Annotated in this window: 16 protein-coding genes, 1 tRNA gene and 1 pseudogene; 8 read left to right on the top strand and 10 right to left on the bottom strand. The window is 66.3% G+C overall.

The features are described from left to right. Nucleotides 1-95: 95 nt before the first annotated feature. From EV691_RS17450 to EV691_RS17465, 4 genes are all read left to right on the top strand, one after another. The gene (locus EV691_RS17450; RefSeq protein ID WP_131298699.1) at nucleotides 96-1,439 is read left to right on the top strand and encodes a short-chain fatty acid transporter; all 1,344 of its coding nucleotides are present in this window, start codon (nucleotides 96-98) and stop codon (nucleotides 1,437-1,439) included. A gap of 37 nt (nucleotides 1,440-1,476) precedes the next feature. Then, nucleotides 1,477-2,175 carry a CoA transferase subunit A gene (locus EV691_RS17455; protein ID WP_131298679.1) on the top strand — a complete coding sequence of 233 codons (699 nt, stop codon included), beginning with the start codon at nucleotides 1,477-1,479 and terminating at the stop codon, nucleotides 2,173-2,175. Between the two features lies 1 nt (nucleotide 2,176). Beyond that, entirely contained in the window at nucleotides 2,177-2,806 is a 630-nt protein-coding gene (locus EV691_RS17460; protein ID WP_131298678.1) for a CoA transferase subunit B, read from the top strand. A 184-nt stretch (nucleotides 2,807-2,990) separates the two neighbouring features. Beyond that, nucleotides 2,991-3,857, top strand: coding sequence for an MBL fold metallo-hydrolase (locus EV691_RS17465; RefSeq protein WP_131298677.1), 867 nt, complete (start codon nucleotides 2,991-2,993; stop codon nucleotides 3,855-3,857). 82 nt (nucleotides 3,858-3,939) lie between these two features. On the opposite strand, the gene EV691_RS17470 is transcribed toward EV691_RS17465, so the two are convergent. Beyond that, complete coding sequence (locus EV691_RS17470) at nucleotides 3,940-4,155, bottom strand: hypothetical protein (RefSeq protein ID WP_131298676.1); 216 nt, start codon at nucleotides 4,153-4,155, stop codon at nucleotides 3,940-3,942. A 37-nt stretch (nucleotides 4,156-4,192) separates the two neighbouring features. Beyond that, a complete protein-coding gene (locus EV691_RS17475) occupies nucleotides 4,193-4,615 on the bottom strand; it encodes a hypothetical protein (protein ID WP_131298698.1) in 423 nt (140 codons plus the stop codon). A gap of 213 nt (nucleotides 4,616-4,828) precedes the next feature. On the opposite strand from EV691_RS17475, the gene EV691_RS17480 reads away from it, so the two are divergent. The 3 genes from EV691_RS17480 (at nucleotide 4,829) to EV691_RS17490 (ending at nucleotide 9,572) form a co-directional block, all read left to right on the top strand. Next, complete coding sequence (locus tag EV691_RS17480) at nucleotides 4,829-6,091, top strand: NupC/NupG family nucleoside CNT transporter (protein WP_131298675.1); 1,263 nt, start codon at nucleotides 4,829-4,831, stop codon at nucleotides 6,089-6,091. A gap of 239 nt (nucleotides 6,092-6,330) precedes the next feature. Next, nucleotides 6,331-7,413, top strand: coding sequence for a glycosyltransferase family 4 protein (locus tag EV691_RS17485; protein ID WP_131298697.1), 1,083 nt, complete (start codon nucleotides 6,331-6,333; stop codon nucleotides 7,411-7,413). Beyond that, a complete protein-coding gene (locus EV691_RS17490) occupies nucleotides 7,410-9,572 on the top strand; it encodes an amylo-alpha-1,6-glucosidase (protein WP_242672545.1) in 2,163 nt (720 codons plus the stop codon). Before EV691_RS17485 ends, EV691_RS17490 begins: the two co-directional genes overlap by 4 nt. Nucleotides 9,573-10,090: 518 nt before the next feature. Here EV691_RS17490 and EV691_RS17495 read toward each other — a convergent pair. The 7 genes and pseudogenes from EV691_RS17495 to EV691_RS17525 form a co-directional block, all read right to left on the bottom strand. Next, nucleotides 10,091-13,270: a type I restriction endonuclease subunit R gene (locus EV691_RS17495; protein WP_131298674.1), complete on the bottom strand. Its 3,180-nt coding sequence runs from the start codon at nucleotides 13,268-13,270 to the stop codon at nucleotides 10,091-10,093. Further along, nucleotides 13,270-14,640: a restriction endonuclease subunit S gene (locus EV691_RS17500; protein ID WP_131298673.1), complete on the bottom strand. Its 1,371-nt coding sequence runs from the start codon at nucleotides 14,638-14,640 to the stop codon at nucleotides 13,270-13,272. The genes EV691_RS17495 and EV691_RS17500 overlap by 1 nt, the downstream gene beginning before the upstream one ends. Nucleotides 14,641-14,735: 95 nt before the next feature. Further along, nucleotides 14,736-15,257: pseudogene (locus tag EV691_RS17505) on the bottom strand (DUF1016 N-terminal domain-containing protein); the annotation flags it as partial. Next, nucleotides 15,254-17,230 (bottom strand): type I restriction-modification system subunit M, encoded by a 1,977-nt coding sequence (locus EV691_RS17510; RefSeq protein WP_131298671.1) that lies wholly within the window; start codon nucleotides 17,228-17,230, stop codon nucleotides 15,254-15,256. The gene EV691_RS17510 and the pseudogene EV691_RS17505, both read right to left, overlap by 4 nt. Nucleotides 17,231-17,484: 254 nt before the next feature. Further along, nucleotides 17,485-17,560, bottom strand: a tRNA-Thr gene (locus EV691_RS17515). A gap of 107 nt (nucleotides 17,561-17,667) precedes the next feature. Beyond that, the gene (locus EV691_RS17520; protein ID WP_131298670.1) at nucleotides 17,668-18,504 is read right to left on the bottom strand and encodes a CvfB family protein; all 837 of its coding nucleotides are present in this window, start codon (nucleotides 18,502-18,504) and stop codon (nucleotides 17,668-17,670) included. Between the two features lie 31 nt (nucleotides 18,505-18,535). Beyond that, the gene (locus EV691_RS17525; protein ID WP_131298669.1) at nucleotides 18,536-19,672 is read right to left on the bottom strand and encodes a PQQ-dependent sugar dehydrogenase; all 1,137 of its coding nucleotides are present in this window, start codon (nucleotides 19,670-19,672) and stop codon (nucleotides 18,536-18,538) included. 169 nt (nucleotides 19,673-19,841) lie between these two features. Here EV691_RS17525 and EV691_RS17530 point away from each other — a divergent pair, with 169 nt between their 5' ends. Further along, nucleotides 19,842-20,552 carry an rRNA pseudouridine synthase gene (locus EV691_RS17530; RefSeq protein WP_131298668.1) on the top strand — a complete coding sequence of 237 codons (711 nt, stop codon included), beginning with the start codon at nucleotides 19,842-19,844 and terminating at the stop codon, nucleotides 20,550-20,552. Between the two features lie 19 nt (nucleotides 20,553-20,571). On the opposite strand, the gene EV691_RS17535 is transcribed toward EV691_RS17530, so the two are convergent. Next, a complete protein-coding gene (locus tag EV691_RS17535; RefSeq protein ID WP_131298667.1) occupies nucleotides 20,572-21,336 on the bottom strand; it encodes an SDR family NAD(P)-dependent oxidoreductase in 765 nt (254 codons plus the stop codon). Nucleotides 21,337-21,480: the final 144 nt, after the last annotated feature.

Below are 21,480 nucleotides of genomic sequence, written 5' to 3' on the forward strand. Positions count from 1 at the left end.
GCGCCTCACCGTCGACGTGCAATGACGACCCGAACGACAAGAACGGTGCAACGACAATGGCCACGACAACGGCAATAACAAGAACAAGGAACTCGCTGTTCGCCAGGATCACCCACCTCTGCGTGCTGCTGGTGCAACGCTACCTGCCCTCGCCCTTCGTGTTCTCCGCCCTGCTCACCCTGCTGGTGCTGGCCGCCGGCATGCTCTTCACCGGGCAGAGCCTGCCGGCCATGGTCGGGCACTGGAACGGCGGCTTCTGGACCCTGCTGGCCTTCGCCATGCAGATGGCGCTGATCTTCGTCACCGGCCATGCCCTGGCCAACGCGCCGGCGGTCAGCCGCCAGCTCGACCGCCTGGCCGGCCTGGCGCACAGCCCCGGCCAGGCGGTGGTGCTGGTCACCCTGGTGGCGCTGGCCGGCTGCTGGCTCAACTGGGGCTTCGGCCTGGTGGTCGGCGCGGTGTTCGCCCAGGCACTGGCGCGCCGGGTCGCAGGGGTCGACTATCCGCTGCTGGTGGCGGCCGCCTACTCGGGCTTCCTGGTCTGGCACGGCGGGCTGTCCGGCTCCATCCCGCTGGCCCTGGCCAGCGGCGGCGCCGATCTTGCGCGCGTCTCCGGCGGCGTGCTCAGCGAGGCCATCGGCATCCAGCACAGCCTGTTCACCCCGCTCAACCTCGCCATCGTCGCCGGCCTGGCGATCGGCCTGCCGCTGCTCAACCGCGCCATGCACCCGCAGGAGGGCGCCCGGGTCGCCGATCCCTCCCTGCTCGCCCAGGTGCGTCCCGAACCGCCGCGCCGCGACACCCCGGCGCAACGCCTGGACGACAGCCGCCTGCTCGCCCTCGCCCTGGTCGGCATGGCGCTGGTGTATCTCATCGGCCACTTCGCCAGCCAGGGCTTCGCCCTCGGCCTGAACGTGGTGATCGCCCTGTTCCTGTTCGCCGGCCTGCTGCTGCACGGCACCCCGGAACGCTACATGCGTGCCATGGACGAGAGCGTGCGCGGCATCGGCGGCATCGTCCTGCTGTTCCCGTTCTACGCCGGGATCATGGGCATGATGATGGGCGCCAACGCCGAGGGCATGTCCCTCGGCCGGCAGATCAGCGAGGTCTTCGTCGCCTGGTCCAGCGCCGAGACCTTCCCGCTGCTGACCTTCCTCAGCGCCGGGGTGGTCAACATCTTCGTGCCCTCCGGCGGCGGCCAGTGGGCGGTGCAGGGACCGATCATGCTGCCGGCCGGCCAGGCCCTCGGCGTCGCCCCGGAAGTCACCGCCATGGCCATCGCCTGGGGCGACGCCTGGACCAACATGATCCAGCCGTTCTGGGCCCTGCCGCTGCTCGGCATCGTCGGTCTGGGCGCCCGCGACATCATGGGCTATTGCTTGATCATGCTGCTCTATTCCGGAGCGGTGATCTGCGCGGCCTTCTATTTCCTGACCTGATCCGCGCCCGCCCCGGACGCAACCAGAGAGGTATTCCATGAACAAGCTCTACCCCAGCGCCCACGCCGCCCTCGACGGGCTGGTCGAGGACGGCATGACCCTCGCCGTCGGCGGCTTCGGCCTGTGCGGCATTCCCGAGGCACTGATCGCCGCCCTGCGCGAGTCCGGCAAGAAGCACCTCACCGCGATCAGCAACAACGCCGGCGTCGACGGTTTCGGCCTCGGCCTGCTGCTGGAGACCCGGCAGATCCGCAAGATGATTTCCTCCTACGTCGGCGAGAACAAGGAATTCGAGCGCCAGTACCTGGCCGGCGAACTCGAGCTGGAGTTCACCCCGCAGGGCACCCTGGCCGAGAAGCTGCGCGCCGGCGGCGCCGGCATCCCCGCCTTCTACACGAAGACCGGCTACGGCACCCTGGTCGCCGAAGGCAAGGAAACCCGCCAGTTCGACGGCGAGTGGTACGTGCTGGAGAAGTCGCTGACCGCCGACGTGGCGCTGGTCAAGGCCTGGAAGGCCGACAAGGCCGGCAACCTGCTGTTCAACAAGACCGCGCGCAACTTCAACCCGCTGGCGGCGATGGCCGGCAAGGTCTGCGTGGCCGAGGTCGAGGAACTCGTCGAGACCGGCGAGCTGGACCCCGACCAGATCCACCTGCCGGGCATCTACGTGCAGCGCCTGGTGCTCAACCCCAACCCGGAAAAACGCATCGAACAACGTACCCTGCGGAGTGCCTGACATGGCCTGGACTCGTGAACAGATGGCGCAGCGCGCCGCCCGGGAGCTGCAGGACGGCTTCTATGTCAACCTCGGCATCGGCCTGCCGACCCTGGTCGCCAACTACATCCCCGAGGGCATGGAGGTCTGGCTGCAGAGCGAGAACGGCCTGCTCGGCATCGGCCCCTTCCCCACCGAGGCCGAGGTCGACCCGGACCTGATCAACGCCGGCAAGCAGACCGTCACCACCCTGCCCGGCAGCAGCTTCTTCGACAGCGCCGCCTCCTTCGCCATGATCCGCGGCGGGCACATCAACCTGTCGATCCTCGGCGCCATGCAGGTTTCCGAGCACGGCGACCTGGCCAACTGGATGATCCCCGGCAAGATGGTCAAGGGCATGGGTGGCGCCATGGACCTGGTCGCCGGGGTCAGGCGCGTGGTGGTGCTGATGGAGCACTGCGCCAAGGGCGGCGCGCACAAGATCCTCGCGCGCTGCGACCTGCCCTTGACCGGCGTCGGCGTGGTCGACCGGATCATCACCGACCTTGCGGTGCTCGACGTCACCGACCAGGGTCTGAAGCTGGTCGAGCTGGCCGAGGGCGTGAGCTTCGAGCAACTGCAGGAAGCCACCGGCTGCCCGATCCGGCGCTGACGGCCTGCCTGTCCCGTTCCCTTCAGGTGTGGCTGTGTGGTGACCCGACCCATGCCCCATGCCTCTTGCGCGGCTGCCTTCGGGCGCCGCGCTTTTTTATTCCGAACAGGCGCCCCTGTGCAGCGACACGGCCCAGGGGTTAGCCTTGGCCAGGCGATCACAACAACAAGGAAGGATCCATCCCATGCGTACCCTGACCACCCTGCCCGGCAACAGCCAGAAACTCGACGGCGGCGCCATGTTCGGCAACGCCCCGCGCGCCATGTGGGAGCGCTGGATGCCGGCCGACGAACTGCACCGCATCGACCTCGGCTGCCGCGCCCTGCTGGTACGCGAGGACGGCCGCAACGTCCTGGTGGAAACCGGCATCGGTGCCTTCTTCAGCCCCGAGCTGAAGGAGCGCTACGGCGTGCAGGAAAGCCGCCACGTGCTGCTCGACAACCTCGCCGCGCAGGGCCTGTCCGACGCCGACATCGACGTGGTGGTGCTCACCCACCTGCACTTCGACCACGCCGGCGGCCTGCTCGCCGCCTGGGAGGAAGGCCAGCCGCCGCGCCTGCTGTTCCCCAACGCGCGCTTCGTCAGCGGCCGCCGCCAGTGGCTGCGCGCCTGCCAGCCGCACGCCCGCGACCGCGCCTCCTACATTCCCGAGCTGCTGGAGCTGCTCGAAGCCAGCGGCCGCCTGGAACTGCTCGACGACGGCCAGACCTCCGAAGCGCTCGGCCCGGACTGGCGCTTCCACGTCAGCGACGGCCACACCCCCGGCCAGCTGCTGCCCGAGGTGGCGATGCCTGGCGGCCCGGTGCTGTTCGCCGGCGACCTGGTCCCCGGCGCGCCCTGGGTGCACCTGCCGATCACCATGGGCTACGACCGCTTCCCCGAAGGCCTGATCGAGGAAAAGACCGCCCTGCTCGAAGACCTGCTGGCCCGCGGCGGCCGCCTGGTCTTCACCCACGATCCCAGGGTCGCCATGGGTCGCCTGAGCCGCGACGCCAAGGGCCGCTTCGGCCTCGGCGAAAGCCGCGGCGAGGTGGTGCAACTGGCCGAGTGAGCCAGGTTGATACCGCTGTAGGAGCGAATTCATTCGCGACGCTTCCGGTTTCGATGGTGCCCACGCTCCCGCGTGGGCACCATCAGCCGCCCTCCTGCAGACGCTGCAGCTCCCGCCGCACCATGCTGGCGTACTGCGGCGGGCTCAGCGCATACAGCTCCCCCGCCACCCAGCCCAACCAGCGCCCGCCGAGTCGCTCGCGCTCGGCCAGAAGCCGCTCGGCCTCGGCCACGGCGCGCGCCCGGTGGGTGCGGTGGTAGTCGGCACGGGAGGTTTTTTCATGGTCGTGGTCGTGCATGGATTCTCCCGAAAGGATCGACAGCGCACGACGGCGCTCAGAGCAGCACCTCGTCGTCGCGGATCAGCACGCAGCGCCGGCCCTGCTCGTCCTCGCTGCAGTCGTACACGTAGAACATCACCACCTCGCCCGACTCCAGCGTGGCCGCCAGGTAATCGCCGGGCTCGACCGTGAAGAAGCCGCGCGACGCCGATGCCGCCTCGCACTCGACGAGGGCGGTGACGAACAGCGCCGGATCGTTCTCGTCGAAATAGTCGGCGCGCATCTGCTCGTCCCATTCCTCCGGCGCGTGGAATGGCCCGGTGAAGAGGACTCTGGCATCGCCCAGATCCTCCTCCTCGGCGTCCGGGTCGCGCTCGTCCGGCCGGTAGACCGTGCAGTCCTGCGCCGCCTCGCCTTGCAGGATCGCCTGCCGCGCCGCCAGCCGCCGCTCGGGGTCCAGCCCGGCGGCCCGGCACATCTGCGTCCATACCGCGTCCGCCTGATCGTTCTGTTTCATGGAAATCTCCGTTGTCGTGGGGCTGCTGCGCCGTATTGTCCCGCATTCGGAAGGAGCGGATCAGCCCCGGCATCGCTCCGCGACCGAAGCGGTGCGAGCAACCAGGCCCGCACCACGGATACACTGGCGGCCCCCACAGACGACGGGGAGATCGATCACCGGGAGTGCGAGCGCATGTTCACCCTATTTCAGGGACTTTTGGGGCTGGCCGTGATGGTTCTGCTGGCCTGGATGATCAGTGAACGGCGCTCGCGGGTGCGGGCCCGGGTGATCGTCGCCGGACTGTTGTGCCAGTTCGGACTGGCGGCCGTACTCCTGAAGTTTCCCGGCGCCAGCCGGCTGTTCGAGCCCCTGACCGCGCTGGTGCAGGCCCTGCAACAGGCCAGCGCGGCCGGCAGCGCCTTCGTCTTCGGCTTCATCGGCGGCGGTGCGGCGCCCTATGCCGTCACCAGCCCGGCCAACGGTTTCGTTCTGGCCTTCCAGGCCCTGCCGCTGGTGCTGGTGATCAGCGCCCTGTCGGCGCTGCTGTTTCACTGGCGCATCCTGCCGCTGATCGTCAGGGGATTTTCCTGGCTGCTGCAGAAAACCTTCGGCATCGGCGGAGCCGTGGGATTCGCCAGTGCCGCCAATGTCTTCGTCGGCATGACCGAGGCGCCCCTGCTGATTCGCCCCTACCTGTCGGGCATGTCGCGCAGCGAACTGTTCGCCGTGATGGTCACCGGCATGGCCACCATCGCCGGCACCGTGATGGCGCTTTACGCCACCTTTCTCGAAGGCAGCATTCCCGATCCGGTCCGCCATCTGCTGATCGCCTCGCTGATAAGCGCGCCGGCGGCCCTGCTGATCGCCCATGTGATGATTCCTCCCGGGCAGGACCCGGCAGAACCGCAAGCCGCCCCCCTGCCAGCGCCGGAGCAGCTCCGTTACCACAGCGCCATGGATGCCGTGACCCGGGGCACCCTGGATGGCCTGCAACTCTGGCTCAACATCATCGCCATGCTGCTGGTGCTGGTCGCGCTGGTGCATCTGGTCAATCTGGGACTGGCCTGGCTGCCGGCGGTCGATGGCGCGCCGCTGACCCTGGAGCGCCTGCTGGGCTGGGCGATGGCCCCCATCGTCTGGCTGACCGGCATTCCCTGGGCCGAGTCCATGACCGCCGGGGCGCTGATGGGCGTCAAGACGGTCCTGAACGAGTTCATCGCCTACCTGCAGCTCGCCGGCCTGCCGGAAGGCGCGCTGAGCGAGCGCAGCCGGCTGATCATGACCTATTCGCTGTGCGGATTCGCCAACATCGGCAGCCTGGGCATCCTGATCGGCGGCCTCGGCGCGCTGGCGCCAGAGCGTCGCGGCGAAATCGTGGCGCTCGGGCTGCGCGCGCTCTACGCCGGCACCCTGGCGACCCTGATGACGGGCGCGGTGGTCGGGCTGATTATCTGATGGCTCCCACGCAGGAGCGTGGCACGATCACGGGGATACCGGCGCGCCCTGCCCTCTCGCCAGACCAGCGGCACACCCGGCCGCCATGCTGCGCCACACGTCGGGAGACAGGACGGGCGTCACAAAATGGCCATACTTGTCCTGAAATTCCGCCGGAACGCGGAGTCTGTTCAGAAGAGCGATTCTCTTCACTCGGCATGGAGCGGCCAGGTCCAGGCGAGTTCCAGGAGATGACGCGATTGAAGATTGCCCAGGTCGTTCCGCTCTACGAATCCGTACCGCCACGGCTGTACGGCGGCACCGAACGGGTGGTCGCGCACCTGACCCAGGCGCTGGTCGAACAGGGTCACGAGGTGACCCTGTTCGCCTCGGCCGACTCGTGCACCAGCGCCCGGCTGGTGGCGATGCGCAAGCAGGCGCTGCGGCTGGACCCCGCATCGCTGAAGTCGGACCTGGCGAGCCACCTCGTCCTGCTGCATGAAGTCCGGCGCCATGCCGACGAGTTCGATGTCCTGCACTTCCACACCGACCTTCTGCACTTCCCGTTCTTCGAGGACATGGCCGGGCGGACGCTGACCACCGTGCATGGACGGCTCGACATGAAGGACCTGCCCGAGGCCTACCGGCGCTGGAGCGCCTTCCCGCTCGTCTCGATCTCCGAGGATCAGCGCCGCCCCCTGCCGTTCGCCCACTGGCACGGGACGGTGCATCACGGCACCGACGGCGAGCACTTCCGCTACCACGAGGCCTCCGACAACGGCTACCTGGCCTTTCTCGGACGCATCTCGCCGGAAAAACGGCCCGACCGCGCCATCGCCATCGCGATCCGCGCCGGCATGCCGCTCAGGATCGCCGCCAAGGTCGATGCGGCGGACCGCGAGTATTTCGAGCAGCGCATCCGCCCGTTGCTCGACCATCCGCTGATCGAGTTCCTCGGCGAGATCGGGGACGACGACAAGGCGGAATTCCTCGGCAATGCGAGCGTGCTGCTGTTCCCCATCGACTGGCCGGAGCCCTTCGGGCTGGTGATGATCGAGGCGATGGCCTGCGGCACGCCGGTCGTCGCCTGGCGCTGCGGGTCCGTGCCGGAAGTGGTCGAACAGGGCGTGACCGGGCTCATCGTCGACAGCGACGAGCAGGCCGTGGCGGCGATCCACGAAGCGCTGACGCTCGACAGAGGACGCGTGCGCGCCGCCTTCGAACGGCGCTTTTCTTCGAAGATCATGGCGAGCACCTACCTCGAGCTCTACCAGCGGTTGCCCGCCTTCGGCAGCCGCGGCCCGGCGCCCGACGCTCTCCCGCCAGGAGGCCCGAATCCATGACTCAGGGGATGACCCGGGAACCGGCACTCGCCGAGCTCGATATCGAGGAAGTACTGGAGCGCACCCCGCAGCGCCTGCTCGTGCTCAAGGAGGGCGATACCTTCCTGGTGGCCGACACCTACGGCGACGTGACCGGCGAGGCCGACGGACTGTTCCACAACGATACCCGCATCCTCTCGACGTTCCGCTTGCGCTTCGGTGGCCAGAAGCCGTCGCTGCTGTCGGGCATGGTGAGCCAGGACAATGTGTTCTTCACCGCCCACATGACCAATCATCCGCTGTCGCCGATGGAAAGCGCTGCCACGCCCAAGGGTGTCATTCACCTGGAGCGCAAGCGCTTTCTCTGGGCGGGCCGGATCTTCGAGCGCATCAGCCTCTTCAACTACGGCGATCAGCCACTGCAGGCGCCGCTGACGCTGCAGTTCGCCGCCGATTTCCACGACATGTTCGAGGTGCGCGGCGAGAAGCGCCTGCAGCGCGGCCAGCAGCATCCGTCGCAGGTCAGCGAGCGGGTCGTGCAATTGAGCTACACCGGGCTGGACCAGCTGCTGCGCACCGTCTGCATCGAGTTCTCGGAAGTCCCCGGGCAGTTGGACGAAAAGCATGCCGAATTCCTGGTCGACATCCGGGAGCGCTCGTCGTGGACGCTGCATGTGGAAATCGGCACCGGCGTGGCAGCGGAGCCCGGCAGCGTCCGCTACCGGACGGCGGCGGCCGCGGCGCGGCGCAGCATGCGCGGCCGCCAGCGCCGGGGCGCGCGGCTGCAGTCCTCGGCACGCCTGTTCCAGGCGTGGCTGGACAAGTCGCGGGCCGACCTGGCGCTGCTGACCACCGACCTGCCGACCGGCCCCTATCCCTATGCCGGCATTCCCTGGTTCTCGACCCCCTTCGGCCGCGACGCCATCGTCACCGCCCTGCAGACCCTGTGGCTCGATCCGTCCCTGGCGTACGGCGTGCTGGCTTTTCTGGCCCGGCACCAGGCCGAGCAGACTTCGACCTTCCGCGACTCCGAGCCTGGCAAGATCATGCACGAGATGCGCAAGGGCGAGATGGCCGCGGTCAACGAGCTGCCCTTCGCCCAGTACTACGGCGGCGTCGACACCACGCCCCTGTTCATCGTGCTGGCCGGAGCCTACGCCGACCGAATGGGCGACGTGCAGACGCTCGATCCCTTCTGGCCGGCCCTGGAGGCCGCCGTCCGCTGGATAGAGCACAGCTCCGCCAACGATTCCGGCTTCCTCAGCTATGCGCGCGGCGAAGCCAGCGGCTTGGCCAACCAAGGCTGGAAAGACAGCCACGACTCGGTGTTCCACCAGAACGGCAGCACGCCGGAAGGGCCGATCGCGCTCATCGAGGTCCAGGGCTATGCCTACCGGGCCTACCTGAGCATGGCCAAACTCGCCGAATGGCGCGGCGCCGCCGACGCGGCCTCGCACTGGCGGCAGTGCGCGCAGGAACTGCGCACAGCGGTCGAGCGGCACTTCTGGCAGGACGACCTGCGCTTCTACGCGCTCGCCCTGGACGGGACCGGTCGGCCGTGCCGCGTGCGCGCCTCGAATGCCGGCCATCTGCTGTACGTGGGCCTGCCCTGTCCGGAGCGCGGACAGGCGCTGGTGCGCCAGCTGCTGTCGAGCGCGTTCAATTCCGGCTGGGGTATCCGCACCCTGCCGCCCGAGGCCGTGCGCTTCAATCCCATGTCCTATCACAACGGCTCGGTCTGGCCGCACGATGTCGTCCTGTGCGCCGCCGGAATGGCGCGCTACGGAGAGCGCGAGGGCATCGTGCATCTGATGAGCGGCCTGTTCGAGGCCGCCACGCAGTTCGGCATGCGCCTGCCGGAACTGTTCTGCGGCTTCGAGCGCGCCTCCGGCGAGGCGCCGATCGCCTACCCGGTCGCCTGCCTGCCCCAGGCCTGGGCCGCCGGCTCGGTGTTCATGCTGCTGCAGGCCTGCCTCGGCCTGCGCATCGACGCCCGCCGCCTGACCATCCTCGTGGAACAACCGCGCCTGCCGACCGAAATCGACTGCCTGCAGGTCCGCCACCTGCACGTCGGTAAACAGCGCGTCGACCTGAACTTCCAGCGGCTGGGCCAGCGCGTGGTGGCCTTCATCGAACAGCAGCACGGCCCGCAGCCGGTGCGGCTGTCGGTGCAGTTTTGAGGAGCAGGCCTTTCAGGGTCTTGCACTTTCCCAGTGGGGGTAGCCCGGGAAGTGAGGTCGATAGCGCTTCGGTAGGAGTGAATTTATTCGCGATGCTTCTGGTTTTGCCAATGATCGCAGATAAATCTGCTCCTACAGCCCTGCTGGCAAGCAGCCGATTGGCCTTCAGCCGAAGACCTTGAAAGGGCTGCCCCTTAAAGCCGACATTACCCCGCCCTGACCTCCCAGAACACACCAGCAATGGCTACCACCGACAACAGGGCCCAAAACTCAAGCTCTACATCCATCGCAGACCTCCAGCAACGCTACTGAGCGATCACCATTAGCTTCTACGCCGAAGATTCAAGTAACGGAATTGAGATTGGTAAATCGATTCAGCAATACTGATAGACAAGGCTGCTCGGGCCGGGGATCCGGGCTCGGCCATAATGGCCGAGCCGACGAATGCCGGTGCGAGTTTTGAGGAAATACGCTGCTTGATCGGGTGCTCCGCCCGGCCGCGATAGCCGGTCAAGACATCAAACCGCCTGCTCCCCCACGGTCGTCAGCATCTTGTAGATCACCATCGCAAACGCCCGGCTCTTCGCCTCGTTGTCCAGCACCTCCAGCGACAGTTTCTCGTGGTCGGTCATGGCGTCCAGCACGGTATCGAGTACCCGCCTGGGCAACAGGCCGTGCATCACCTGATCGGCCGGCTGGCTGTTGACCTGGGCCATCACGTCCTCCTGGCGGCGGATGCGCTGGGCGATGCCGGTGAGGAAGTGCAACTGGTCCTCGTCGCTGGTTTCCGCGCCGAAGATGCCGTTCAGCGCCTCGATGATTTCCGACAGGCGCTTCTTCTGCGGATCGTGGGCCTTGCCGGTGCCGACCGCGCTGGCAGGCTCCAGGCCATACTCACCCTCCTCCTCGCTCAGGCGCAGTTGATGCTCGGCGCGCTTGGTCAGGCGGTAGTGGGTCAGTTGCAGCTCGGAAACGTCGATGTCGTCCTCCTGCAGGCGGTCGATGCGCAGCAGCGGGTGCAGATGCCTGGCGTAGACGCACAGCTGCTCCAGCTCGCGGTCCTCGTAGGGCACGATCTGCGAGAGGAACTCGTACAGACGCACGAAGCTCTGCAGGTTCTTCCTGAACAGGTCGAGCTGGTCGACCTGCTCGCCGGCCTCCTTGAGCGCGTGCTCGGCCTTTTTCAGACCGGCGCCGTCGCCATTGGCTTCGGCGCTGCGCTTGAAGTCCCTGGCCTGCCGGCGAGCTTCCCCGGCGAGCTGGTAGCGCCTGGCGAAGCGCTCCCTGGCCGGCTGGCAGCAGTAGCTGAGCTTGCTGGCCGCGGCCTTGGGATCGAAGAAGGCCAGGGCGAACGCCTCGACTTCCTGCCAGTGGTAGATGCCCTCGGCATCCAGCCTCTTCTGCAGGTCGTAGATGATCTGCGGATCGGTCACGTCGGTCAGCTCGGCCCTGGTGTAGTACGGCAGGAAGGCGTCGAGGATGTCCTGCGGCTCGTTGAAGAAATCAAGGATGAAGGTCTGCTTGCCGGGGAAGGTGCGGTTCAGGCGCGACAGGGTCTGCACGCAGTCCACACCCTGCAGCTTCTTGTCCACGTACATGGCGCACAGCTTGGGCTGATCGAAGCCGGTCTGGTACTTGTTGGCGGCGATCATCACGTTGAAGTCCGGGCTGTCCAGCGCCTCCGCCAGGTCGCGGCCATTGACGCCGGCATTCAGCAGGCTGCTGCTTTCGGTCACTTCCTCGGGGATCACCTCATCGGGTAGCACGCTGCCGGAGAAGGCCACCAGCGGGTGCACGTCGGCATAGCCCTGCTGCCTGACGTACGCCTTGACCGCCAGTTGGTAGCGCACCGCTTCCTGGCGGCTGCCGGTCACCACCATGGCCTTGGCCTGGCCGTCCAGCAGGTGGCGGATGTGCTCGCGGAAGTGCTCGACGATCACCTCGACCTTCTGGCCGATGTTGTAGGGATGCAGGCGCACCCAGCGGGCCAGCTTGCTGCGCGCCTTCTTTGAGTCGACTTCCTCGTCGCCGCCGTCAGGGTGGGCGATCTTCCAGGCGGCGCCATAGGTGGTGTAGTTCTGCAGCACATCGAGGATGAAACCCTCCTCGATGGCCTGGCGCATCGAGTACAGATGGAAGGCTTCGGGCTTGTTGTCCTTGCCCGGCGACAGCGCCGGGTTGGCGGGGCGGCCGAACAGCTCCAGGGTCTTGGCCTTGGGCGTGGCGGTGAAGGCGTAGTAGCTGATCCGCTCATTCGGCCGGCGCGCCGCCACGGCGGCATCCAGCAGCTCTTCGGCGCTGACTTCCTCTCCTTCCGGCAGGTCGCTGCCGAGAATCGCCTTGAGCTTGCCGGCCGACGAGCCGGTCTGCGAGGAATGCGCCTCGTCGGCGATCACCGCATAGCGCCCGGCGGCCAGCCTGGGGTACTTGTCCAGCGCCTCGAACAGCGCCGGGAAGGTCTGGATGGTGACGATGATGATCCGCGTCTGCTCGGCCAGCGCCTCGGCGAGCTGCTCGGACTTGCTCTGGTTGCCGATGTCGCGGGTGATCGGCCGCACCACGCCCTGGGCGTGCTCGAACTGGTAGATGGTGTTCTGCAACTGGCTGTCCAGCACGGTGCGGTCGGTGACCACGATCACCGAGCTGAACAGCTTCCGGCCCTCGCCGTCGTACAGCGAGGCGAGCTGGTGGGCGGTCCAGGCAATCGAGTTGGACTTGCCGGAGCCGGCGCTGTGCTGGATCAGGTAGCGCCGGCCGGCGCCCTCCTGCCTGGTGGCCTCGATCAGCTTGTTGACCACTTCCCACTGGTGAAAGCGCGGGAAGATCATGCTTTCCCGGGTGGTCAGCCTGCCGTCGAAACCTTCAGAGGTTTTCCTCTCCAGGTGCAGGAAGCGGCCCAGCACCCTGAGCCAGGCATCCGGCTGGAACAGCCGCTGCCACAGGTAGCCGGTGGCGTACTGGCTGTCGTCCTCCGGCAGCGGGTTGCCGGCGCCGCCCTCCTCGCTGCCCATGTTGAACGGCAGGAAGAAGGTGTCCTTGCCGGCCAGCTTCGTGGTCATCGCCACTTCCTGCTGGCTGACGGCGAAATGCACCAGCGCGCCGCGCTTGAAGGTCAGCAGCGGCTCGGGCTTGCGGGTCAGCGGGTCCTTGACCGGGCGGTCGTGGCGGTACTGGCGCTTGGCGTTCTCGACCGACTGCTTGAACTCGCTTTTCAGCTCCAGCGTCGCGGTGGGAATGCCGTTGACGAACAGCACCAGATCGAGGCGCGGGTTATAGCTTTGCGAAGCGCTGCCGCCTTCGCGCAAATGCGCCGAATAGGACACCTCCGGCACCACCCGCAGGCGGTTGCACTGGTAACGGCGCAGGGTGTCCGGGTTCATGCCGTGGTCGGGCTGGAAGCTGCACAGCTCGACCTTCACCCCCGGCAGCTTGAAGCCGTGGCGCAGCGCATCCAGGGTGCCGTCCTGCTCCAGCGCGCGCACCACCTTCTGCACCAGCACGGTTTCCGGGTCGTTGGGATTGGCCTTGGCGAACTTGTCCCAGCGCTCCGGCCAGGCTTCCTTGAAGTACGCCAGCAGGTCTTCGGTATACAGCGCCGTGCGCCGGTCGTAGCCGCTGGCCGGGCCTGTGAGCCAGCCCTGGGCGGTCATGGACTTGATGATGTCCTGCTGGAACTGGGCTTCCTTGCTGTCGGCCATTACGCGGTCTCTTGTTCGCGGAGGGGGGCAGGTGTATTGGCCGGCGGCTGCCAGCCGCGCAGGTCGATCTTGCCGGTGACGGCGGCGGAGATCAGGGCGGAGCGGCGCTCATAAAGTAGCGCAGTACTTACTTCCGACTGTTTTATTAGAGTCTCGTATTGGCGCTTTAACTCACCCACCAACTTGTCGATGCTATCCCTCTCACTTTCTGGCGGAACAACAAGAGGGATGTTATAGACTTGCTCGACTCTGAGGTGAACCACAGTACTACCAGACGCCTCACTTTCAATATATTTAGTAAGGCAATCAGAAGTGAGGAAATCAAAGATGAACGGAGTCATGCTCGAGTCGCTCGGAATGATATTCATCATTCGCTGCCCCATACAAAGAGGAACATCATCAGGAACAATGCAAACCTCTCCAGAAGGTGCCTCCCGCGTAAAGAAAATTGACCCTGGCGGAGGCACGCCTCTCTCCGTCCATATCTCGAAGTTATTACGATCCGTATAAAGAGCGCTCTCTAAACTTAACTGCTGCTTTTTGATATTAGAGGTTCTCACCACCAAGTAATCGCCATCATCAACATATTCTGGAGTTCGGTTTTTACAGTCCACGATGCGAGAGATATTCTTGAGTCGCACAACATCCCAATGCGCCGGCACCTCCCCCAGCCACTCCACCCCGGAATCCTTCATCGGCACGCTCGGGTCGAGGCCCTTGGTCACCGCATGGGAGATCACCGCCTGGCGCTTTTCCTTGAGCAGCTCGATCAGGCGCTGCTGCTCTTCAATCAGCGCGTCGATGCGGGCGGTTTCGTGGTCGAGGAAGCGGGCGATCTGGGTTTGCTCAGGCAGCGCAGGAGCTGCCACTTTGAAGTTATTGATCACATCGGCCGGCACCCGCTTGAGACCTCCAGCGCCGATCATGCTGGAAGTGCAGACGCTCATGTAGCTATCTTCCTGTACGCGGTAATACAGGAATCCCGAGATAATGCTGTCGTAGGGCCTGAGTACACTTATTTCAGTAGACCCGAAACCAATGCCATTGGTTAGTCCTTTGGCGATGGCGACATTCTTGTTTTCAAAGCACGGCGTAACCTTGGCTTGCAGAACATCTCCGTCCTCAAAGTAGGTGTACCCGCCAATAACTACATTGATGGGGCGTTCCTCATCCAGTAGCACGCACCCTGTCTTCAGTTTCTCCATGGGGACAAAGCTGCACAGCTGCTCAGGGTCGCCATAAAACTCCGACTTTCTCGGGTTGAGCAGTGCGAGATGTTTGATCGGCGCCAATACCCAATGCTCCGGCACCTCCCCCAACCACTCCACCCCGGAATCCTTGTACGCCGGGTACGGCTTGAACTGGCTCATGGCTCCTCTCCTTGCGCCGTATTCAGGGCATAGAACTCGTGCAGCTTGGCCTGCAGCAGCGCCTTGTCCGGCAGGCGGGTCTGGTATTCGGCGATCAGCGCCGGCGACAGCGTTTGTCTCGGCACTGCCGAGACTTTTGCCGGCTGGGTAACGCTGCGCTCGAACAGCGCGGCCTTGAACTGGCGCTCCAGCTCGCGCTTCGACCACTTTTCCTGGATCGCCATGTGCAGGTAGAACTCGCGCTCTTCCGGGCGCTTCTTGCTCTGGCTGAGGATGATCAGGTTGTGGGTCCAGGGCAATTGTCTCACCAGTGGTGAGACTTTTTCGTCGTGCCGGTAGGTCTCGTAGAACTGGCGCATGCGGAACAGATTCGGCCGGGTGAAGCCGCGCAGCCCCGGCTGGGTGCGGGCCAGGTACCCGGCCAGCTGGCTGACCACCGCATCGCCCCACTCGGCCTGCTCCAGCTTGCGGCTGATGTAGGCGCCGACCTGCCAGTACAGCTCGATCAGCCGGGTATTCACCGCCTGCACGGCCTGCTGGCGGGCGCTGTGGATCAGCGCGAGCACTTCGCCGAAGTGCTCGTCGGTGACGCTGCGGGGTGCGCTTGGCTCGCTCATGCCGACAGCTCCTCGATCATCCGCTTGATACGCTCGGTGCAGGCCTTGAGATCGCGGTCGATCTCTTCCAGCGGGCGCGGCGGCTGGAACACGTAGAAGTGGCGGTTGAAGGGAATCTCGAAGCCGACGATGCCGACCTCGCCGTCCTGTTCGTCGCGCTTGCTCTCGTCGATCCAGGCGTCCGGCACGTGGGGTTTCACCTCGCGCTCGAAGTAGGCGTACACCGACTCGCCGAGCGGCACGTTCTCGTAATCGCGCAGGCCGCTGTCCGGCTCCGGCTCGCCCTTGGTCATGCAGATATCGGCCTCGGGGTCGCGCTCGCCGAGGGCGTTGAGTACGGCCCTCTGCTCCACCGCGCTGAGGCTGATGCCGTGTGCGGTCAGGGATTTCTTCAGCAGCCTGGCGAATTGTTCGCGATTGCGCTGGACAGTGCCGGCATCCATCGCCTGCAGCGCGGCGGCGAGGTTCTGGCGGGCGGCGCTGTCGAGCTTCTGGATGGCCTTTTCCTCCAGCACCCGCTCGATGCGTTCGGGGGTGGTCTGGAAGGCCAGGCGCAGCGGACGCTCGACGGTGATGCGCCGGTAGCCGAAGGCCTCGACCGGGAAGATCTTGCTCTGTGCGCTTGACTCGAAGCGGCCATACAGGCGCACCAGCTCCTCGATCTGCTCGTCGGTGATGAACTGGCGCTTGCTGCCCAGCGACTTGCGCATCTTGCTGAAGTGCCGGGTGCCGTCGATCAGCTGGACCTTGCCCTTGCGCTCGGCGGGCTTGTGGTTGGACAGCAGCCAGACGTAGGTGGCGATGCCGGTGTTGTAGAACATGTCGGTGGGCAGCGCGACGATGGCCTCGACCAGATCGTTCTGCAGCAGATAGCGGCGGATCTCCGACTCGCCGCTGCCGGCGCCGCCGGTGAACAGCGGCGAGCCGTTGAGGATGATGCCGATCCGCGAGCCGCCGTCGCGCGGGTCGCGCATCTTGCTGACCAGGTGCAGCAGGAACAGCAGCGAACCATCGGACACCCGCGGCAGTCCGGGGCCGAAGCGGCCGTCGAAGCCCTTCCTGGCGTGCTCGTCGGTGATCTGCTTCTGGACCTTCTTCCACTCCACGCCGAACGGCGGATTGCTGAGCATGAAGTCGAATTTGCTGTCGGCCAGCTGGTCGTCGGACAGGGTGTTGCCGAGCTTGATGTTGCCGACCTCCTGGCCCTTGATCAGCATGTCGGCCTTGCAGATGGCGAAGGACTCGGGGTTGAGCTCCTGGCCGTGCAGGGAGACGGTGACCTTCTCGCTGATCGACTGGATGTACTCGTCGCCCTCGGACAGGAAGCCGCCCGTTCCGGCGGTCGGGTCGTAGATGGTGACGATGCTGTTGGGCTTGAGCTTGGCGTCCTGGCCGGTGATCACCAGCGAGGTGGTCAGGTGCACGATGTCGCGCGGGGTGAAGTGCTCCCCGGCGGTTTCGTTGGAGCTTTCCGCGAACTTGCGGATCAGCTCCTCGAAGATGATCCCCATGCCGAAGTTGCTGATCCGCTCCGGGCTCAGGTCGGTGGCGGCAAAGCGCTGCACCACCTGGTAGAGCAGGTCGGCGGAAGCCAGCTGCTGCACGAAGTCCTCGAAGTGGAAATGCTCGAAGATCTCGCGGGCGTCCCTGCTGAACGACTGCACATAGCTCATCAGGTCGGCGGCGGTCTGCTGGTCGGACAGCGTTGCCAATGACAGCTTCGAGGCGTTGAAGAACTGCTGCCCGGCGGCGCGCAGCAACAACCTCTCGCGCACCAGATCGGGCCGCCCTTCCTGGGCACAGGACTCACTGATCACCGCCTCCCTGGTCGGCGCCAACACGCATTCCATGCGCCGCAGCAGGGTGAATGGCAGGATGATGCGGCCGTACTGCGACTGCTTGAAGTCACCGCGCAGCAGGTCGGCAATCGACCAGAGGAAGGCAGCGGTCTGGGAATGGTTCTCCGTGTTCACGAAACAGTTCCTTGGCGGGAAAAAACAAAGGCGCAAGCCTACCCGCCGGGACTGGGCCCCGAACAGCCTTGCTCTGGCAGGTCGCTATCAAATACGCAAGCTTGGGCGGGCACAAAACATGAGCCTGGGGCGGAAAAACACGACAGGCGAAGCGGTGAGCCGATCTGGCGCCGTTTTCTTTGGAAAACGCAACCCTGGTGTAACCCCACCCCGAAAACGAAAAAGGCCCGCATCGCTGCGAGCCTTGATCTGATTGGTGCCGGTGAAAGGAATCGAACCCTCGACCTTCTCATTACGAATGAGCTGCTCTACCGACTGAGCTACACCGGCGTAAGACGGCGCACATTATTCAAATTCGGCCGCTTGAGCTCAAGCCCCGCAGCGCCGAATCCGGAAACTTTTTTCCGCGTTTCAGGCAGTTGCGGCATCCGGCGGCGTCAGAGCCGTTCGATGCGCTCGTCGTGGATGGCGATCAGGCCCTGCTTGTAGAGGCCGCCGATGGCCTTCTTGAAGCTGCCCTTGCTGACGCCGAACAGCCGGGCGATCAGTTCCGGCGGGCTCTTGTCGCCGAGCGGCAGCACGCCGCCCTCCTCGTCCAGGCAGGCGAGGATACTGTCGGCCAGCTCGTCGCGGGCAGCCTGGCCGACCGGTTGCAAGGTCAGGCTGATCTTGCCGTCGTCACGCACTTCCTTGATATAGCCCTGCTCGCGCATGCCGCCGCGCAGGAACTTGAATACCTCGTTCTTGTGGATCAGCCCCCAGTGCTGGCCGTCGATGATTGCCTTGAAGCCCAGCGGGGTGGGCTCGACCACCAGCAGGTCCACCGCCTGGCCGGGCAGGTAGTGGGCCGGGGTCTTGTCCAGGTAGCGGTCGAGCCGCGCGGTGGCGACGATGCGCCGGGTGCGCGGGTCGAGGTAGACGTGGACCACGCAGTAGTCGCCGACCTGCAGCGGGCGCTTCTCTTCGGAATGGGGCAGCAGCAGGTCCTTGGGCAGGCCCCAGTCGAGGAACAGGCCGACGCGGTTGATCTGCACCACCTTGAGGCTGGCGAAGCCGCCGACCTGGATCTTCGGCCGCAGAGTGGTGGCGATGAGCCGGTCGTCGCTGTCCAGGTAGACGAAGACGTTCAGCCAATCGCCGACCTCGCTCGGCGAATCCTTGGGCACGTAGCGCCGGGGCAGGAGGATCTCGCCGTCCGCACCGCCGTCGAGATAGAGGCCGAAGTCGGTGTGCTTGACCACCTGCAGGGAATTGAACCGCCCAATGAGTGCCATCTTGAATACCTTGCTTGCCGGGGGTGGCATTCTACTCACGAGGCGCCAGGCCGAGGCGCAACAATTTACCGTCGGTCTCGTCGGTCAGCAGGTAGAGGTAGCCGTCCGGGCCCTGGCGGACGTCGCGGATGCGGGTGTCGAGGTCTTCGAGCAGGCGTTCCTCGTGGACGATGCGGTCGCCGTCCAGCTCCAGGCGGATCAGGCAGCGGTCGACCAGGGCGCCGATGAACAGGCTGTGCTGCCAGGCCGGGAAGCGCCCGGCATCGTAGAAGGCCATGCCGCTGATCGCCGGCGACTTCTCCCAGACGTAGTGCGGCGGCTCGGTGCCCTCGACGGTCTTGCCGCGGGCCTCGGGGATCGGCAGGAAGGAATAGTTGATGCCGTGGGTGGCCAGCGGCCAGCCGTAGTTCCTGCCGGGCTCGGGGATGTTGATCTCGTCGCCGCCGCGCGGGCCGTGCTCGTGGGTCCAGAGCCGGCCGGTCCAAGGATTGAGCGCGGCGCCCTGCTGGTTGCGGTGGCCGTATGACCAGATTTCCGGGCGTGCGCCCTGGCGGCCGACGAAGGGGTTGTCCTCGGGCACGCGGCCGTCCGGATACAGGCGCACCAGCTTGCCCTGCAGCTTGTCGAGATCCTGGGCGGTCGGCCGCTGGTTGTTCTCGCCGAGGGCGATGAACAGGTGGCCGTCGCGGTCGAACACCAGCCGCGAGCCGAAGTGGATGCCGGTGGAGAGCTTCGGCTGCTGGCGGAAGATCACCCGGAAATCCTCCAGCCGGCGCAGGTCCGCGGACAGCCGGCCGCGGCCCACGGCGGTGCCGGCCTGGCCGTCGTCCCCCGCTTCGGCATAGGAGAGGTAGACCAGCCGGTCCGCGGCGAACTGCGGCGACAGCGCCACGTCGAGCAGCCCGCCCTGTCCGCGGGCAAAGACCTTCGGCAGCCCGCCCAGCGGCCCGGACAATTGGCCGTCGGCGAGCAGCCGCAGGCGGCCGGGGCGCTCGGTGATCAGCATCCCCTGCCCGTCCGGCAGAAAGGCCAGGGCCCAGGGATGCTCCAGGCCGCCGGCCATCTGGTCGACCTGCAGCGGGCCCTTCTCGCTGGAATATTGGGCCGCCTGGACGGCCGGGGTCAGCAGGAGCGTGCAGAGCAGGGCGAGCAGGCAAAGACGAGGCATGGTCGAGTTCCTTTCGTGAAAGAGGGGCGCAGCCACTATTACTGTAGGAGCCCGCTTGCGGGCGATGCCTTTTCGCGGCGACGAATCGCCAGCACGCTGGCGCCTATGGGGCGGGCTCTGCGGCCACGCAGGCGAGTACAATGCCTGCCCGATTCCGAGTGCCTTCGCCATGACCGATCCCATCCGCCTGTCCAAACGCCTGGTCGAGCTGAGCCACTGCTCGCGCCGGGAAGCCGAGCTGTATATCGAGGGCGGCTGGGTCAGCGTCGACGGGCGGGTCGTCGATGAGCCGCAGTTCAAGGTCGGCGACGAGGCGATCGTCCTGCATCCGGACGCCGTGGCCGCGCCGGTCGAGCCGGTGACCCTGCTGCTGCACAAGCCGGCCGGCGAGACGCTCGAGCAGGCGCTGCAGCGCCTCGGCCCGGCGACCTGGGCGGAAAGCGATCACGGCGCGCAGCGTCCACTTTCCCGACACTTCCGCAAGATCACCGCGCTGCTGCCGCTGGAACCCGCCGCCAGCGGCCTGCAGGTGTTCAGCCAGCAGCGCGGCGTGCTGCGCAAGCTGGGCGAGGAGGCCGACACGCTGGAGCAGGAGTTCGTCGTCGAGGTCGCCGGCGAGCTGGCCGCCGGCGGCCTGGAGCGGCTCAGCCACGGCCTCGACTACCGGGGCCGGGCGCTGCCGCCGTGCAAGGTCAGCTGGCAGAGCGAACGGCACCTGCGCTTCGCCCTCAAGGCGCCGCAGGCCGGGCAGATCGCGCACATGTGCCGGAGCGTCGGGCTCGAGCTGCTGGCCCTCAGGCGCATCCGCATCGGCCGCCTGGCGATGGCCAGGCTGCCGGCGGGACAGTGGCGCTACCTGGGCGAGCGCGAGCGCTTCTGAGTCATGGCGGCGCGACCTCTCACTGCGGGTCGCGGTCGACGGCGAAGGCCGACCAGGCCTGGCGCACCGGCATGATTTCCAGGCGGTTGATGTTGATGTGCGCCGGCAGGGTGGCGACGTGGAAGATCTGCTCGGCGATGTCCTCGGCGACCAGCGGCGTGGTGCCGCGGTACAGCCGGTCGGAGGCCGCCTGGTCGCCCTTGGTGCGCACCAGGGTGAACTCGGTTTCCGCCAGCCCCGGAGCGATGTCGGTGACCCGCACGCCGGTGCCGAGCAGGTCGCAGCGCAGGTTGTAGGAGAACTGCTGGACGAAGGCCTTGGTCGCGCCGTAGACGTGGCCCCCCGGATAGGGCCAATGGCCGGCGACCGAGCCGATGTTGACGATGCTGGCGCCCTGGCCGGTGGCGATCAGGGTCGGCAGCAGTGCATGGGTGACGTTCACCAGGCCGGTGATGTTGGTGTCGATCATGGTGTGCCAGTCTTCCAGCGCCACCTTCTGCGCCGCCTCCGGGGCCAGGGCCAGGCCGGCGTTATTGAGCAGCGCCTTGACCTGGCGGAAACCCTCGGGCAGCGCCGCGACCACCTGGCGGACGGCCTCGGCATCGCGCACGTCGAGGACGGCGATGTGCACCGGAACCTGATCCATCAGCTCTTCCTGCAGGGCCTGCAGACGCTCCAGGCGCCGGCCCGCCAGCACCAGCGACCAGCCGGCCTGGGCGAAACGGCGGGCGGCGGCGCGGCCGAAGCCGGAGGTCGCCCCTGTGATGAAGACAATGTCGCTCATTCCTGAACCTCTTCGTTCTCGTGGGAAACACCGGCGCAGCCGGTAACGGAAGGCCCCGGGCGGGCCGCTCGCGCAGTCATATTACCGGGCATGCGCGGAAAGCCCCGTACTTCTAGTGCGGGGATGAATAGCGCGGAGCGCGCA

Source organism: Azotobacter chroococcum (assembly GCF_004339665.1).
In the GTDB taxonomy this organism is placed as follows: Bacteria; Pseudomonadota; Gammaproteobacteria; order Pseudomonadales; family Pseudomonadaceae; genus Azotobacter; species Azotobacter chroococcum.